Raw genomic sequence first — 16,832 nt, 5'->3', positions numbered from 1 at the left:
CTGCGCGCGATGCGCCGGATGGACCTTGGGCGCGATCCGCGCTTCAGTACCGCTGAGCGGCGTCTGCAGAACTACGGGGCACTGCATGCGGTGATCCAAAAATGGATGCTATCGTTCCGCGACCTGAAGACGCTCGATGCGCAGCTCGACGAAGCGAAGATCGCGATCGGCCAGATCCGCTCGCTGAAGGAACTCGCCGAGACCGACTGGGCGAAGCAGTGGGGCGCCGTGCAGGAAGTCCCTGACCGGCGAGGTGGTTCGTATCTGATCCACGGCTATCCGTGGCGGTTTTCAGACGACGAACTCGGCCCGCGCAGCGCGCCGGCGTTTCGCGGTGAACACAACGAACAGGTGTTCCGCGGCTTAGGCGTGTCAGAGAGCGAAGTGCGTGCGGCCGTCGAGGCGGGGATCCTCGTCGGCGGCGTTCCGGACTCGGTGAAGAACGCGCCGTCGGCGGAAGTGCGGGACGTCGTCGGATCGAATCAAGAGGTAGCGGCCTCCATCGAGGCGGGTTGATCAGGGCAGGCCCTTGCAGGTTGAGAGATCGCGCGGGTAGCTTTTACGCGCAATAAACAGGAGACTTCCATGAGCAAAGCAAGTAGTACGCTGTTCGGGACCGTGGTCGGCGCCGTTGCGTCGACGATGTTGTCGATCCCGGGTCACGCGGCCGATGACGTCCAACCGCAGATTCGCGATGTCGCGATGAAGCACGTGATCATTGAAACGAAGAAGCCATATGCCGACGTGTGCGGGTTCATCGAAGGTAAGTTGGGCCGCCTGGACCAGCCGATGCGCGACATGCTGCAGAACGGCCAAACCGACCAGCTCCGCGAATCCGCCACGCGAATCACCCGGAACTACGGACTGTCCATTCACTACATTGCCTACCATGGCAAGGTGCTCGCGCTGAACGGTCCGACGGAAAACCTGAAGGCCTACTATATTGGCGATATCCTGTCGGCATCCAAGATGACGCGCGAGATTCGGGCAGCGGGCCTGTATGCGCCGCTGCGTGCGGTCATATATCAGAACGCGTCGGGCGGCACTACCATCGAATACGATCAGCCCTCCTCACTGTTCGGGCAGTTCCACAATCCAACCACCGATGCAATGGGCGTCAGTCTGGATGAGCGGATGAGCAAGCTCATGCACGACGCGGCTAGCTGACATTTCCCGCTTCACCGTTTCAGTTGTGACAAGGGCCGGTGGATGCCTTGGCCCTTCTTCGTCACATGCATACACGCGCTCAGGATTCATATAGAGACGTCTATGTTAATAGGGTCTCCGTTCTCAAGTGTTTTTCAACTGAGGAAGCAAAATGGCAAAAGGATATTGGGTGGCAGCGTATCGAGCGATTCATGACGCAGATAAGCTAGCGGCGTACGGTGCCCTCGCGGGACCGGTAGTGAGCGCAGCGGGCGGAAAGTTTCTGGCGCGAGGCGGCGAGGTCGTTGCGTTCGAAGCGGGTCTGAAGCAGCGGACCGTCGTGGTTGAATTCCCGAGCTTCGAGCAGGCTCTCGCTGCGTATCAGAGCAAGGCTTATCAGGAGGCATTGGCCGTACTGGGCGATGGCGCCGAAAGGGACGCGCGCATCGTCGCAGGTGTCGACGACTGAGACGTACCCGCAGACTGCCAGGGCGGCCCGCGCTGTAGAACAGCGCGGGCGCCCGTCACCGTCGCCCGTTCTTTGTTACGTTGACCAGTGAATTTCCGCACTCTATCTGACGTCGGATTTGGAGAGATTCACGCAAACACGAAGACGATGACGGCCAAGGAATCTTGTCCTACATCGCTGATTCAAGCCCCTAGGGAAAGACTGATTTATTCAGTGCGGCGGTCATCGTTGAGTGGCTTGTAAACGTTGTCCTATGTGTGCCCCAAGAGATGAGTCGAGATGAAGCGTCAGATCAGTTTTGCAGAAGCGGAAGGCCGCGGTAAGAAGCGGGTAACGCGCCGCCAGCGCTTCCTGACGGAGATGGAAAGTGTTGTGCCGTGGCAGCGCCTGATCGCGGCGGTCGAGCCGTACTACCCCAAAGGCAAACGTGGGCGGCCGCCAATCGGACTGGAGCGGATGTTGCGCATTTACTTCCTGCAGCAGTGGTACGGGCTGTCGGACGAGGCGCTGGAAGACGCGTTGTATGACAGCATGGCGCTGCGCACGTTTGCCGGGATCGACCTGGCGGTCGAAGCGGTGCCGGACGCGACCACGCTCCTCAAGTTTCGCCGCATGCTCGTCGAGCATGAGCTGACGCGAAAGCTGTTCGACGAGATCGGCATCATGCTGTGCGAGCGTGGGCTGATGATGAAGGAAGGCACGATTGTGGATGCCACCATCATCGAGGCGCCACCGTCGACCAAGAACAAGCAGAAGAGCCGCGACCCGGAGATGCACCAGACCAAGAAGGGTAATGAGTGGCACTTTGGCATGAAGGCCCATGTCGGCGTGGATGCGGCTTCGGGGCTGGTACACAGCGTGGTGGGCACAGCGGCCAACGAGTCCGACGTGTCGCAGGCACACGCCTTGCTGCATGGCCACGAAGACCATGCGTTTGGCGACGCAGGCTACACGGGCGTAGAGAAGCGCGAGGAGATGCAAGGCAAGCCCGTGAAGTGGCAGGTGGCCGTCAAGCGCGGCAAGATCAAGGCGATGCGTGACGGCACCGTCAAGGACTTGCTGATTGCCGTCGAGCGGGCCAAGGCCCAGATTCGGGCGCGGGTCGAGCATCCGTTCCACGTCATCAAGAATCTCTTCGGTCATCGCAAGGTTCGCTACAAGGGCCTGGTCAAGAACACGGCGCAGTTGTTCAGCCTGTTTGGTCTGGCGAATCTGGCGCTCGCCAGGAAGCTGTTGTTGGCCTCACAGGGAAGCAATCCGTCCTGAGCGCGCAAAGCGCGCCAGGAAAGGCGCGAAATGAGTGAAAACCGCAGCGAATCCGCCCGTCTGTCCCTCATTGCGAAAATCCGAGGCCAGAGGCGTTGGCAACATCTGCGAAAACCTCATTGATCAGCACTTCCCTAGCTTACTTGGGGTGGCCGAAATGGCCAGCCTTGTTCATCGACCGCGGCGCCAACGAAAAAGGTAGCGCGGCATAAAACGACTTCTGCTGGCAAGCAGAGGCATTCGGAGACAAACATGATCCCCATGAATCAACACCGCTGCGCCGCGGTGGAGGACGCACTTTACAGGAAGGTCACTCTACGCGTGATTCCCTTCCTTTTTGTTGCCTACGTTGTTTCCTTCATTGATCGTATCAATATTGGCTTTGCGCAGTTGCAGATGAAGGGCGATCTCGGTTTCAGTGATGCTGTCTACGGGCTGGGCGCGGGGATCTTTTTTATCGGCTATTTCCTGTTCGAAGTGCCCAGTAATCTTCTCCTGCACAGGATCGGTGCCCGCCGAACCTTCGTGCGGATCATGGCATGCTGGGGTCTGGTTTCCGCCGGGATGGCTTTCGTTGTTGAACCTTGGCAACTGTATGGGATGCGTTTCCTGCTGGGTCTGTTCGAGGCCGGCTTCTTCCCTGGGATCGTGCTTTATCTGACCTACTGGTTCCCGTCAAGCCGGCGAGCTACCGCGACTTCGTGGATGTTCGTGGGCATTGCCGTTGCCGGCGTCGTGGGGGGAATCGTGTCTGGAACGATCATCGACCATACCAATGGGCTTTATGGTCTCAGAGGCTGGCAATGGATGTTCATACTGGAGGGAATTCCTGCGGTAGTACTTGGGATCATGGCCTACTGGATGATCGATGATGGTCCGCGCACCGCCGCGTGGCTGACACCGCAGGAGCGCGATACCTTGCTCACCAGGCTGAGCGAAGAGCACAAACTGAAGACCGAAGGTGCCGCGAATTCCATGAGGGACGTGCTGAGGGATGCGCGTGTGTATCTCCTGGCTGCCGCCTATTTCTCGCTGGTCTGCGGAACGATGGCGATCAGCTTCTGGCTGCCAGCCGTGATCAAGGGTGCCGGTGCGAAGACGATCTTCGAGGTCGGCTATCTCAGCGCGATTCCGTACGGCATCGGGGCGCTCGGAATACTGGTGATTTCCAGACGTTCGGACGCGAAGCAGGAGCGACGCTGGCACTATCTCGCCTGTACGTTCTGCGGCGGCATTTCGTTGTTCGTCCTGGCCTTTTGGACACACAGCCTGCCCGCTGCGCTGGTATTGCTTGCCATTGCCGTGACGTTCTCCTTCTCGGCCCTACCCATCTTTTGGGCAATTCCGCAACGCTACCTCTCTGGCGCTGGCGCTGCGGGGGGGATTGCCGTCATTAGCAGCCTGGGTCAGTTGGGGAGCTTCTTCAGTCCCACCATGATCGGCTGGATTAAGGCCACGACAGGCAGTCTCAACAATGGCCTGTTCGTCTTGGGCACGCTGATGATTCTGGGTGGTATTGGCCTGTTCCTGGCCATGGGCAACCTGGAGAAGACCGGTGCGAAGTCGGCCGGCCTGTCTCCTGCTGCCGAAGTTTGAATGCCAAATCCGCGCGCACAAATGGGCGCGCCAGTCAGCAAGCCGGATGACGCATACCCTCATGTGTCCAGCAACGGCATGCCTATACGTTCACGCCTCTGCGTGACGGAACGACCGCGCTGGACTCAGTCCCTTGTATTCATCCAACCTGGAACAACAAACATGCGTATCCGAAATATCAACCGTATGGTCCACTCCCGGCGTCGAGCCATCCTGGGCCTGGCCGCCATGCCGCTGGTGGTCGCGAGCGCCTTCGCGCAAGTCTGGCCCATCAAGCCCATCAAGCTCATCGTGCCGTTCCCGCCGGGCGGTCCCACGGACACTGCGTCGCGCATCGTCGCGCAGAAGCTGGGCGAGGCGCTCAAACAGCCGGTGGTGGTGGAAAACCGCGCGGGCGCATCGGGCTCCATCGCCGCCGCTCAGGTGGCCAAGAGCGCGCCCGACGGCTACACGCTGATGATGCTGGCCATGCCCACGCTGTTAGCGCCGCATTTGTACAAGAAGGCGGGATACGACACGACCAAGGACTTCACGCCCGTTGCGACCATTTATGACCTGCCGATCGTGATGGTGGTCAACCCGACGGTGCTGCCCAACGTGACGGACCTGTCCAAGCTAATCGCGCAGGCCAAGGCCCAGCCTGGCAAGCTCAACTACACTAGTTCGGGCGCGGGCAGCTTCGGCCACCTGAGCATGGAACTGCTCAAGCAGATCGGCGGCTTCGGCATGCAGCACGTGCCCTACAAGGGCGGCGCGCCCGCGATCAGCGACACCATCGGTGGGCAGGTACCCGTGATGTACGCCGACCTCGTTGGCGCACTGCCGCACATCCAGGCAGGGAAGCTGCGTGCGATCGCGATCGGCTCGCCGCAGCGCGCGAGCATGCTGCCCGACGTCAAGACCATTGCCGAGCAGGGCTTCCCGGGTTACGACGCGGTGTCCTGGGGCGGCCTGCTGGCGCCGACGGAAACGCCCAAAGAGGTGGTGGACCGCATCTCCGGCGAGGTCGGCAAGATCCTGGCCGACAAGGATGCCCAGAACAAGCTGCTGAAGGCCGGTGCCATCGCCAACTTCCAGCCGCCGGCGCAGATGAGCCAGCGCATCGGCCAAGACTACGCCAAGTGGGGCAAAGTGATCCGCGACAAGGGCATCGCGGTCGAATAAGACGCTAATGTCGACGGCCGCCGGATCGCAACCATATTGGCCTTTTCGATAGCATATAGACGAGATTTTCAAGGGGTTTCGCAGTACGATCATGTCCTTGGCGCGATCGGTGATGTAGAGGAAGCCGTCCTTGTAGCCCATGTCGGGCGCCGGTGCAGAAGAAATCGTTGGCATCCAGCGTGTCGGTGCCGAGCGGCGGTAAGTTCAGGTAGCCGCTGATCATCACTGGCGATTTCACCCACATTTCACCGGGTTGGACGGGGCCATGGTGGACCATGGTCGCGATATCATCCGCGAATGTCTGTTCTATGCTGCGAGGCCGACCTTCGAACATCTCCTAAATGCCGCGGTAAACGACCGTAAATGGCCAGGAAGAGCCGTCCGCCGCCGTGTCGGCCAACGGCGGCTCGTCGGCCATTTCCGCCGTTCGTCGCCGGAACTTCGGTTGGCCGATCAGGTCGAAAAGCGGGCATCTGCCCACAGTCCGCAGGAGGCCGAGTGATTCCATTGCTCCGCGAGACCCCTGAGCCAACTACGGCCAGATTGCCGGTAAGATCCGTCAAACGGTTCGCGCGACGACGCGACTCAGCGATGCCAGGGATTGGCCCACCCGTCGGTCGAGTTCAGACTGACACCTCAAATATCGAAATAGAGATAAAACTCCCACGGGTGCGGCCGCAGCTTCAGCGTATCGATCTCGCGCCTGCGCTTGTAGTCGATCCAGGTTTTGATCACGTCTTCTGTAAAGACGCCCCCTTTTAGCAGGAAGGCCGAATCGACTTCCAGCGCCGACAGGGATTCCTCGAGCGACCCCGGCACCTGGCGAATGTTTGCGGCCTCCTCACGGGAAAGCTCATAGATGTTCTTGTCGAGCGGATCGCCCGGATCGATGTGGTTTTCAATGCCGTCCAGCCCGGCCAGCAGCATTGCCGAAAAAGCAAGGTAGGCATTGGCCGAAGGATCGGGACAGCGGAATTCTACGCGCCTCGCGCTCGGCGAATCGGAATACATCGGGATCCTGGCGGCGGCGGAACGATTGCGCTGTGACATGGCCAGGTTGACAGGTGCCTCGTAGCCCGGCACCAGGCGCTTGTAGGAATTCGTGCTCGGGGCGCAGAAGGCCATCAGGGCCGGAGCATGCCTGAGCAAGCCGCCGATGTACCAGCGGCACATTTCAGATGTCAGCGCCCAGCCGCTCGCGTCATAGAAAAGGTTCTCGCCGCCCTTCCACAGGCTCTGGTGGCAATGCATGCCGCTTGCGTTGTCCGCGAAAAGGGGCTTTGGCATGAACGTCGCGACCTTGCCATGCCGGCGCGCCACGTTCTTGCAGATGTACTTGTACATCATCACGTTGTCCGCCATCCGGGTCAGCGGCGCAAAGCGCATGTCGATCTCGTTCTGGCCCGCGGTCGCCACCTCATGGTGATGGACCTCGACCTGGACGCCGGTCTTCATCAGCGCCAGGACGATCTCGGAGCGGATGTCCTGTAGCGTGTCGTGTGGCGGAACGGGAAAGTAGCCTTCCTTGTAGCGCTGCTTGTAGCCGAGGTTGCCCCCGCCATAGGCCCCCTCGTCGCGACCTGAGGTCCATTCTCCTTCGGCCGACTCCACATGGTAGTAGCCTGAGTGCTGGTCCTGTCCAAAGCGAATGGAGTCGAAGATGAAGAACTCCAGCTCGGGGCCGAAGTAGCAAGTCGTGGCTAGGCCGGTCTGCTGCAGGTACAACTCTGCCTTTCTGGCGATATGACGTGGGTCGCGGGAATAAGGCTGCCGCAGAATCGGGTCTATCACGTCGCAGATGATCGATAGCGTCGGCGTTTCGCAGAACGGGTCGACAAAGGCGGTCGCCGGGTCCGGCCTCACCAGCATGTCGGACTCGTGAATCTCCTGGAAACCGCGAATTGAGGACCCGTCGAAGCCGATGCCGGACGTGAACAGATCGTCGTTGACTTCGGGCAGGGTAATAGAGAAGTGTTGCCACAGACCAGGCAGATCCGTGAACCTGAGGTCGACCACCTGGAGATCTTGCTGCCTGATCAGGTCGATCACCTCACCCGGGTCATTCGGCCGCTCGACGCGATAACTTCCCGGCTCCATTGAGACCATCGACATGGCTGCCTCCCTTGTCTGGTCGCAGCATAGTCCAACCTTAGTCCGTCCGGACCAGAAAGAAAAGCGCGCCACCCGGCGCGCCTTGCATCGGCTTAGCGCACTGGCCGCAAGTGTCGCGAGCGCAACTTTATGGCGCTACCACGGCTGGCGCGATATCCACCGGGGCCAACCCGGTCGTGTGACAGTAGTGGCTCAAACGGCCAGACGGGCCGATGAGCCGCCATTGACTGGCACGGCGGCGGACGGCTCTTCCCGACCCGCCGCCGTCGTTCGCCCCAGTAGGGCTCCGGCGTCAGCTTCCGAAGTACAGCGGTCATTCAGCGCTTCCATGGCGATGGGAAGAGAGGGGCATTACGTAGCGCGGGTTTCTGCTCTCGGGCATTCTGACGGGACCAGTACGGGACGCGGAGTTCGAGAATCTGGCCTACCGGAGCCGCGCGGCGGGTCTCCCCGCACTCCTCGAGCGGAAGGCGCACGGAGGCCGATTGGAGCGCCCGCCGTGGGCCAGCCGAAGTAGGCACCGACGAGACCGCTCAACGTGCGCGCGAGCAGCACGCCAGAGGAGAGACCACCCAGCAGCGCGCCGACGGTACGCCCGCGCTTAGCCGGCGTTGCCATCCCCGAAGCGGAGGGAATGATTTCGCTGCCCGTGGCGGTGACGGTATTTCCAGAAGACGTCTATCGCCCACCTGAAACCTGGACCCGGCGTGCCTATCGCAATCTGATCTACTTCCACGAAGCGGACAAGGGCGGCCACTTCGCTGCCTGGGAACAGCCGCAGCTCTTTGCCGAAGAGCTTCGGGCGGCGTTCCAGCCGCTGCGCTAAGACCTGAGGAGTCTCCCATGGAGAAAGTTGTTTCTGTGCTGGCCGCGGCAGCGGTTCGCCAACCTGACGATCCATCAGTACGATATTGGTATACATTCGCGCCATATCGTTCCGAACCGCTGGCGTGTCCGGATAGATTGGCGGTACGGATATGCTGGATGGCGCCTCGAGCAAGGCGTCTTTCCGGAACGTCACCATCGATTCGTGCGTCAGGAAGAAATTGAAGACCGCGAAGAACGGCTTGTCCTTCGGGCGATGCCGATAGGAAGCCGCGGGACCGTTCTCGTCCCAGACCGTGACGGGCGCCTCGAACTGGTAGTCTGTTTTCTGATTGTTGGAGGTGTAATAGCCCGCCTTCCGGAGATACTCAGGAAACGCTTTCACCTGCGGCGGTAGCACGACGGCGTATTTCTCTGGAACCCCCTTCGGCTTTTCACTGGCAGTGACGCCAGAAATCGAGAGCTCCCCCGGACCGGTGCGATGATGAAACGTCCCAACGGAGGTGGGATACATGCCGGTGATTAGCGCCGAGCGTGACGGTGCGCATACGCCGGACACCTGGTAGGCATGGGCATAACGCACGCCCTCCGCCGCCAGCCGGTCGATATTGGGCGTCCTGACATCGCGATTCCCGTATCCACTGAGAAAGGTCGTTATATCCTCGATCGTGATCCAGAGGATGTTCGGCCCCTGGCGTTGGTGCGGTTCGGCATGCACCGTGCCAACCTGCAGAACCAGGAGCAAAGCAAGCCCCTGTAGCGCGGACGAACGGCATGGAACACGGTGCCGCGCCGATATGTCATTGTCCGGAAGCACTTCATCCCATCCCTCTCACTCATTGCGGTCATGCGGCCGCGTTGCGCTTGATACATGCTGCGTAATAGGCAAGGCTGCGCTTGGGCGTGCGGACCTGGGTCTCCATGTCGACATGGATCAGTCCGAACTTCTTCGTGAATCCCTGGCCCCATTCCCAGTTGTCCGTGGCCGACCAATAGAACAGGCCTTTCAGGCTTACACCGCGCCGATGCGCGTCGAGCGCGGCGCGAAGATAGCTGGCCAGATGCTTGACGCGCTGCGTATCGTCAACCATCCCTGCGCGAGGCGACGGGTCATTCAGCGCGAAGCCGGTTTCGGTGATGTAGATCTCCGGAGCACCGTACTCGCTATGCAGCCGCAACAGCATCTCGGTCATGCCATCCGGCTCAACCGGAAAATAGGCGGTGTGTGGGAGGTTGGGCGGAGCGTTTCCCTGATCGATGCCGAGTGGCGCGCCCTGTGCCGATTTCACATAGATGCGCGAGTAATAGTTCATGCCGAGGAAATCCGGCCTCGCGCTCACGATATCCATATCGCCCGGCTTGATGACGGGCGCCAGCATCGGCAGGATCGCGGCGGGGTAGCCCTTGCCGTACAACGGATCAAGAAACGCCCGGTTCCAAAGGATGTCGGCCATGTGCGCCGCCGGCTCGTTCTCCGGACGGTTGCCCTCCGCGCGAACGGGCTGCAGATTGATGGTGGTGCCAATCCGCGTGCCCTTGCGCGAACTGGCGCGCATGGCCTGGAACGCCAGCCCTTGCGCCAGGTTCTGATGGTGCATGGCGGCGAACATCGCCTCCGCAGAGCGCAAGCCAGGTGCATGGATACCGACGCCATATCCGCGGATGGCCAGGCTGTTGGGCTCGTTCAGGACGATCCAGTTCTTCACGCGATCGCCGAGCTTGCGCGTGACGATGTCCGCGTAGTCGGCCAGGCGAAACGCGAGATCGCGGCTTCTGAAGTCTCCCGCCCAGACAGGAATATCCCAATGAAAGATTGTCGGGAACGGTTCGATGCCGTGTTCCATCATGGCATCGATGATGCGCTCGTAAGTTGACTACCCAGCCGCGCTTGCCGCGCCGGGCCCGTTGGGCTGGACGCGCGGCCAGCCGATCGAGAAGCGGAAAGCCTTGACACCCGCTGCCGCCAGCATTGCGATATCGCTCGCAAAGTTCTGCTCAAAGCCGGTGCAACGTGCGTTGGTGGAGCCGTCTGCGATTGTGCCGGTTCTGTCGGCGAACTCATCCCAGTTGCTGCGGCCGCGACCGGTTCGGCTTTCCGTTTGCGCCGCGGAGGCGGCAACGCCCCATACGAAATCGCTGGCGAAGCATTCGTCCTCCGCGCGACCCAATGCGGGGAGACCGGCAAGGCCAATCGTGGTGGCAATGCCCTGGAGGAGGGCGCGACGCTTCGGCGATGAGGGCTTGAGTTGTTCGGGGTGCATCGTTGTCTCCTTCGTGTTCGGTGGTTACCGGGCAGGCGCTCGGCTTAGCCGCCAGTCGTTGGCGCGTTCGCTCGCGTCTGCCTTGCCTGCCAGGGGTCCTGATCCATCACCAGCCGGAAACCCAGGTGCGACATGCTTGTATACGGATCAGCCCCACGCCTGGCACTTGGGCGGTAGCTCAGGCAATAGTCCTGGTTGCAGAGAAAGGAGCCTCCACGGATCACCCGCCTTGGCGCTTGCTCGGGAATGCCGGGTTCCGAGGGATCCCAACTGTCGGCCGGGCCTTGTGGATCGACTTGCTCCCGGTCAGTGCTGGCGGCACGCCTGAACTGGTCCGCGCGATACCAATCTGCCACCCATTGCCAGGCGTTCCCGGTCATGTCGGAGAGCCCAAAGCCGTTGGCGGGAAATGTTCCGGCTGCGCTTGTGCCGGGTGCTCCGCCCCCCTTGGGGCTGACCACCGGGAAGGGTTGGGACTGCTGGCCCTGCCAGACGTTGGCCATCTGCCTGCCACCTGGGGCGAACTGATCGCCCCAGGAGTAAGTCGCCTGTTCCAGGCCGCCACGTGACGCGAACTCCCATTCGGCCTCGGTCGGCAGCCGTTTGCCGGACCATTTGGCATAGGCTTGCGCGTCCTCATAGGAGACCTGCACAACGGGATGGCTGTCCTTGCCTTCGATGGAGCTGCCGGAGCCATTCGGATGGCGCCAGTCGGCGCCCGGCACAAAACGCCACCAGCGGGAGTAGTCCTGCAAGGACACCGGGTGGTCCGTGCCGACAAAGACCATGCCGCCCGGAAACAGCGCGCTGTCGGGCGGACGCGGCGTGCCCGGCGGGACCTGCACCTTGATCGTTTCCCAGTCCGGCTTTCTTTCCGCCGTGGTGACATAGCCGGTCGCCGCGACGAACGCGCGAAACTCGGCATTGGTCACGTGATGCCGGTCCATCCAGAATCCATGCACGCGCGTCTTGCGCGCCGGACGCTCGTTGGCCTCGGCGACGGGATGGTCGCTGCCCATCAGGAACTCGCCGCCAGGGATCCATGCCATGTCCCGTGGTCCATCGACCCCATCTCCGATGATGACCTGCGGAGCAGGCTTCGCGCCTATTGATGTATCTGTTGCGCCTCGCATGCCGCTCACCGCGCCGGCAGTCATGCCGATGGCCATTGGCACGGCGATTGCGCCGGCGATCCATCCCGCCGTACGAAGGCGGCCAGCCCGGCCGGATCCCGCGTGCAAAGCTGCAGACAAGGGAACGTCCCTTAGTGTTCCGCCTCGCTTTTTGTGCTTCATGGAGTTGGATCCCTAGAATTTGTGGCGAACGCCGACTGCCGCACCGATCTGGTCGTTACTTCCCGGCGTGAGAAAGGCGCCATTGGCATAACTGATTGCCGCCGAGTCGAAGTTCAGGGCGGCATTCTTCACATACGCCAGCGTCATGTAGACATCCGTGCGTTTGGAGAAGGCATAGTCGGCGACAAAGTTAACCTGCCAGGGATTCGGCGGATTGGGGGCGGGTTGCGACGCGTTGGTTCTCGATACCTTGAGGTTGTCGTAGTAGTACGCGAGGCTCAGCGACAGCGCAGAGGTCGCTTGGTAATTGACGCCTGCCCACCAGTAGTCGTCGCGCAGCAGCGTACCGCCGCCGGGATCCTTGTTCTGCCCCCAGCGATAGCCGGCCACAAGTTTTGCGCGGCCAAGGTAGTAGGTGGCGGCAAGCGCCGCCTTTTTTACAGTTCCCGTGCTTCCCGGCGTTACGGCGGGATTCCATTGATCGTAGGTGGCCGCCACGCCAAAGGTGTTGTTCAGGTACGAGAAGCCGACGCCGTAGGATGTGTTGTCCCTGGCGTGACCCGGCGTTTCGCCGGTCCCCTGTCCTGCAAGAGGCGTCGTCCCGAGCAGCGGAAGCCCGGCCCCGAAGCTGTAGTGGGCCATGGCCGTCAACGGTCCGTAGACACCGCTGTACCTGACGACATTGTCCTGGCCATAGGTCGGGCCCAGCAGCGCCACGATCGGCTCGAACAGCAGGGCGTACTTGGTCGGCGAGAAGTTGCCCAGCAGGTTGAACATGGTCGTGTCCTGTCGGCCGAACGTCAGTTGACCAAGACGGTCGCTCTGCAGGCCAACGTACGCCTTCCTGCCGAACAGGCGGCCACCCTGCAGGGACTGTCCGGTGTCCGCACCAAAGCCGCTTTCGAGAACGAAGAGCGCTCGCAGGCCGCCGCCCAGGTCTTCCTCGCCGCGCAGGCCCCATCGCGACCCCGACAATCCGCCATTCGTTTCGAGGGAAAACCGGTTTCCGCCGGATTTCCTTGTCACGACGCCGGTGACCGGGTTGATGCTCGGCGCTCCTGTAGACTGGTGGTTGGCATACGCGATCGGCACATCGACCACGCCGTAAAGCGTAACGCCCGATTGTGCGTGGGCAAGACCTACGGTTGATGCCAGCGCGGCAGCGCCGGCAAGGTACGTCTTCTTTTGCATGTTTCTCCTCCTGTCTTATTGTTGTTGCGCGCACGACTGGCTTCGCCTCGCTCTCCTCCTGGAGGCTTCGGGTGACAGGCTTTGCCGATGCTCGAACTCTTTAGATGGACGAGCCGCTCCCTGCCGCGAAGGCATGGACATTGCCTCGACAACCCCGCAGAGGAAGCGGGCAGTTCAGGAGGGCGACAAGGCCGCCGGGCGGCGACATCCTTCCCGCGGGATCCTCCTCGCCGGCGACTCCGGCTATGGCAACGGTAAGATCCGGACCGTGACCTCGCTGGCCCCGTCTTCTGCCGCCAGATGCAAGTGCCGCGCGTGCGGTGCCGAGCGGACGATCGCGCCGGACACCTCGACCCGATAGCCGTGCGGATAGTGGCGCTCGGGCACGAAGACCTGCGTCAGTGCGCCGGGCTGCAGGGCGGCGCCGACGGGTTGCGTGGCATAGCACAGCGTGAATACCCGGTTCGACCTGTCGAATCGCCAGAATTGCGGCGTGCCGGCGACGGCCTGCGGATAAGGGCGCACCAGGACGTCGAGCAGGTCCTCCCACGACGCCCTGGAGGAATCAGCCGGTACGGGGTAGCGCCAGTAGAACCAGGGCATCATGGCGTCATCGGCGGCGGCCACCATGCGGCCCACCGTCTGCAGGTTGCCATCCGGCGCATCGATGCCACCGAACTCGGTCATCAGCAGCGCATCGCCGGTAGCGCGCGCGTGCGCCTCGGCGTTCGCAAAGACGCGCGCTTCCCGCTCCGCGGGCGTGCCCCGGATCAATGGCGCCACGGCAGCCGCCAGAGCGGAATGGCCGGACCGCGCACCGAGCGCCTGGAACAGCCGGTCGCTCTTGTACGCGTAGTTGTGGAAGGCGAAACCGGACCGGCCATCCAGCTTGTCCACGTGGGTCGACACGCCAACGTTGAACAAGGGATTCGGCTCCTGGAAGACAAGCGTGTCGGTATCCACCTGCCGGATGGACCGTAGCAGCCTCTGGTGAAATGGCGTCATGACATCCCGATCGAAACCGGGGCAACCTTGCACGCTGGCGCACGTGGGCCAGCCCGTGCCCGGCCAGGGCTCGTTCAGGAGCTCGTAGCCAAGCACGCCGGGTTTGCCGGCGAACGCCTGCGCCACGCGGCGCCAGGTGCCGGCGAACTGATCCGCCAGTCCGCTGCCCGCTGGCCCTTGCGCGTTGGCGTACAGGTCGTCGAACGCGCGGTTGATGGCCTGCGAGGTCATGTAGTAATACGGGTGCCCGGGATTCTCGTTCGGCAGGCCATGGTCCGGTGACATCCAGCCGGCGAAGCCGTTGTTGACCTCCGCCGCACCGGTGTTGCCTTCCGCCATTTGCCGCAGGCGCCGCGGGTCGGCGTATTGGCGGGAATAGCCGTCCTGGTGCATGTCGATGAGGGTGAAGACACCGCGCGCGGCGAGCTGCTGCTGCGTGGCCTGCAGCGAAGCCAGGTAGCCGTCGTCACTGACGCCGGGCTGCGGTTCGAGCGCGGCATGTACCACGCCAAGCCGCACGCCGTTGAAACCCTCACGCGCAAGGCCGTCCATCTCCTTTGTGCCAAAACCCATTGGGGCAGGCGCGTAAGGCGGATGCTTGACGACCACGTTTACCCCGTGAACGATCTTGACCCGCCCCTTGGCGTCCACGAGCCAGCGTCCCACGTGGCTGATCCGGGAAGCCGTGCCTGTTTCCACGACGCCAGATCGCGGCGCCCGTACTGCGGCGATGTCCGGCCGAGCGCAGGCAGTCAGCAGCAAGGTGGCCAGCAGGATTCTCCCTGGCTGTCGCATCGCGTTTGGGGGCATCGGTGTCTCCGGTCTTCACTGCTGTTGTTGTCGGCACATGCTCGCACTGCCATCGGCCCTTGTCTGTCAGCTGCACGACATCCCGGTCATTCCGATGCCGCGCGGCGTCAGCAGTGCCCGTTGCCGGCCAGTCGCAGCCGCTCCGTGTCCAGGATTCGCAGCTCGCCACACTGCAGTTGCACGATGCCCTGGCCTTCGAGGTCCTTGAGGATCTGGTTGGTGGTTTGCCGCGACAGCGCAAGCATGGATGCCAGGCGTTCCTGCGTCAGCCCGATGCGGGTCAGGCCCACGCTCATGCCGCCATAGCCTTCCGCGATCCACAGCAGGCGCGCCGCCAGCCGCTGAGACGCGCTCAATAGACTGAACGCCTCGGCGCTCCGGAACACGACGCGGACCTTCTGGGCCATCAGCAAGGCGAAATGCCGCCAGCAGCGCGGCTCCGCGTCGAGCAGACGTAGCAGCGCGGCCTGCGGCATGTGCAGCAGCAATGCGTGGCCCACCGCCACGACATCGTGCGTGCACGGAAGGCCATCGAAGAGGGATATCTCGCCAAACCACGTCGTCGGCTCGATCACCGTACTTCATCGAAATCTCGAGTCGCCTCAGTGGATTGCTATCGCACGCACCTATGCCGCCATGGTTTCTATTCAGATAGATTATTCCAGTAGGATACCTACCGACAGTCGCGATATTTGACGAGCTCAGGTACGATGGCGCTAATATCCACCCCAAGGAGACAGTATGGCTACCTACAAACAATTGCTGGCAGAAAGGGAGAAGCTGGAGGCTCAGCTCACCGAAGTTCGTCAAACCGAAGTCGCTGGTGTCATCGAGAAGATACAATCGCTGATGACTGAGTATGAGTTGACGGTTGATGACCTGACTCCCAAACGTCGCCGTGGCCGCCCGGCGGCTGCCGGCAAGGCTAAGGCTCCGGCGAAGGAAAAGGTATCCCTGCCACCGAAGTATCAAGACCCGAAAACCGGTGCTACCTGGACCGGCCGTGGCCGTGCACCGGCCTGGCTCGGCAAGAATCGCGACAAATTTCTCATTGCCGAGTAGGCATAGCGTGGAGTGACAGGCCCCTGTTCTTCGAGAACTGGGGTGCTGTCCCGCTATCGGAGTTCACATCGCATGCATAGCGCCGCAGACGCCTTGGCTAGCTGAAACTCCGGGGTCGCCTGGACCGCAGTTGGCACCTTGTCGCTAGGGAAGAGCAAGAATCCCCACCGAGCAAAGAATGCGGGAGCTCGCTTGGAAAAGAGAAATACGTTGCGAGTTTCCGCGCCGCGTGCCTGCATCAGAAGGACCTCGACCAAACGGCTGGCAATGCCCTGGTTGCGAAAGAGTGGGTCTACGCCGACCGAGCGGATGAGGATAGACTCGCCGTGAGGTTCTGCCGCTGCGCAACCGATGATGCGGCTGCCACGTAACGCGACGAAGAAGCTTCCGATGATTGAGACGATATTTACTGCCGTCAGGTGGCATCGTTCAAGCAATGCCATTATTTGTGGGCAATCCGAGTTTGATGCGGTGCGTAAGCAGATGTCGGCAAGCATTGGGTGACTGAAACAAATATTAGTTCGGGCGTTGGCCAGTGGTGCTCTCTCTGTCTCTATTGAGTTTTACAAAAAACATGACAACCGATTCTATGCTGGTGCGTTTTATCTCGAACAAGTTGATTGGAGATAT

12 protein-coding genes and 4 pseudogenes are annotated in these 16,832 nt (G+C 61.7%); 8 read left to right on the top strand and 8 right to left on the bottom strand.

The window, feature by feature from the left end; all coding sequences use genetic code 11:
- The 6 genes from ACGLHR_RS45315 to ACGLHR_RS45290 form a co-directional block, all read left to right on the top strand.
- A partial coding sequence (locus ACGLHR_RS45315; protein WP_400102354.1) for a CoA transferase occupies window positions 1-516 on the top strand: 516 nt, incomplete at its 5' end.
- A 69-nt stretch (window positions 517-585) separates the two neighbouring features.
- A complete protein-coding gene (locus tag ACGLHR_RS45310; RefSeq protein ID WP_400102353.1) occupies window positions 586-1,167 on the top strand; it encodes a DUF302 domain-containing protein in 582 nt (193 codons plus the stop codon).
- A gap of 151 nt (window positions 1,168-1,318) precedes the next feature.
- A complete protein-coding gene (locus ACGLHR_RS45305; protein ID WP_400102352.1) occupies window positions 1,319-1,615 on the top strand; it encodes a DUF1330 domain-containing protein in 297 nt (98 codons plus the stop codon).
- A gap of 279 nt (window positions 1,616-1,894) precedes the next feature.
- Complete coding sequence (locus ACGLHR_RS45300) at window positions 1,895-2,881, top strand: IS5 family transposase (protein WP_400102351.1); 987 nt, start codon at window positions 1,895-1,897, stop codon at window positions 2,879-2,881.
- A gap of 252 nt (window positions 2,882-3,133) precedes the next feature.
- Complete coding sequence (locus ACGLHR_RS45295; RefSeq protein ID WP_400102350.1) at window positions 3,134-4,477, top strand: MFS transporter; 1,344 nt, start codon at window positions 3,134-3,136, stop codon at window positions 4,475-4,477.
- A 186-nt stretch (window positions 4,478-4,663) separates the two neighbouring features.
- Complete coding sequence (locus ACGLHR_RS45290) at window positions 4,664-5,641, top strand: Bug family tripartite tricarboxylate transporter substrate binding protein (RefSeq protein ID WP_400102356.1); 978 nt, start codon at window positions 4,664-4,666, stop codon at window positions 5,639-5,641.
- Window positions 5,642-6,277: 636 nt separating this feature from the next.
- Here ACGLHR_RS45290 and glnA read toward each other — a convergent pair.
- Window positions 6,278-7,753 (bottom strand): type I glutamate--ammonia ligase, encoded by a 1,476-nt coding sequence (gene glnA / locus ACGLHR_RS45285; RefSeq protein ID WP_400102349.1) that lies wholly within the window; start codon window positions 7,751-7,753, stop codon window positions 6,278-6,280.
- Window positions 7,754-8,390: 637 nt separating this feature from the next.
- Between glnA and ACGLHR_RS45280 the strand changes: the two are divergent.
- Window positions 8,391-8,579, top strand: a pseudogene (locus tag ACGLHR_RS45280) (alpha/beta fold hydrolase); the annotation flags it as partial.
- 243 nt (window positions 8,580-8,822) lie between these two features.
- On the opposite strand, the pseudogene ACGLHR_RS45275 reads toward ACGLHR_RS45280, so the two are convergent.
- The 6 genes and pseudogenes from ACGLHR_RS45275 to ACGLHR_RS45250 all read right to left on the bottom strand — a co-directional run.
- Window positions 8,823-9,296: pseudogene (locus tag ACGLHR_RS45275) on the bottom strand (sulfatase-like hydrolase/transferase); the annotation flags it as partial.
- A gap of 127 nt (window positions 9,297-9,423) precedes the next feature.
- A pseudogene (locus ACGLHR_RS45270) lies at window positions 9,424-10,839 on the bottom strand (glycoside hydrolase family 1 protein).
- A 44-nt stretch (window positions 10,840-10,883) separates the two neighbouring features.
- Window positions 10,884-11,996 carry a formylglycine-generating enzyme family protein gene (locus tag ACGLHR_RS45265; protein WP_400102355.1) on the bottom strand — a complete coding sequence of 371 codons (1,113 nt, stop codon included), beginning with the start codon at window positions 11,994-11,996 and terminating at the stop codon, window positions 10,884-10,886.
- A 150-nt stretch (window positions 11,997-12,146) separates the two neighbouring features.
- A complete protein-coding gene (locus ACGLHR_RS45260) occupies window positions 12,147-13,325 on the bottom strand; it encodes a porin (protein ID WP_400102348.1) in 1,179 nt (392 codons plus the stop codon).
- 243 nt (window positions 13,326-13,568) lie between these two features.
- Window positions 13,569-15,140 (bottom strand): cellulase family glycosylhydrolase, encoded by a 1,572-nt coding sequence (locus tag ACGLHR_RS45255; RefSeq protein ID WP_400102347.1) that lies wholly within the window; start codon window positions 15,138-15,140, stop codon window positions 13,569-13,571.
- 107 nt (window positions 15,141-15,247) lie between these two features.
- Window positions 15,248-15,718 (bottom strand): annotated as a pseudogene (locus tag ACGLHR_RS45250) (Crp/Fnr family transcriptional regulator); the annotation flags it as partial.
- Window positions 15,719-15,881: 163 nt separating this feature from the next.
- Here ACGLHR_RS45250 and ACGLHR_RS45245 point away from each other — a divergent pair.
- Window positions 15,882-16,202, top strand: a complete 321-nt coding sequence (locus ACGLHR_RS45245) for an H-NS histone family protein (RefSeq protein ID WP_400102346.1) — start codon at window positions 15,882-15,884, stop codon at window positions 16,200-16,202.
- A gap of 53 nt (window positions 16,203-16,255) precedes the next feature.
- Here ACGLHR_RS45245 and ACGLHR_RS45240 read toward each other — a convergent pair whose 3' ends face one another.
- The gene (locus ACGLHR_RS45240; RefSeq protein WP_400102345.1) at window positions 16,256-16,699 is read right to left on the bottom strand and encodes a GNAT family N-acetyltransferase; all 444 of its coding nucleotides are present in this window, start codon (window positions 16,697-16,699) and stop codon (window positions 16,256-16,258) included.
- Between the last annotated feature and the right edge of the window lie 133 nt (window positions 16,700-16,832).

Source organism: Cupriavidus sp. CuC1, from assembly GCF_044627735.1.
Taxonomy (GTDB): domain Bacteria; phylum Pseudomonadota; class Gammaproteobacteria; order Burkholderiales; family Burkholderiaceae; genus Cupriavidus; species Cupriavidus ulmosensis.
This window is presented reverse-complemented; position numbering and strand designations above follow the sequence as displayed.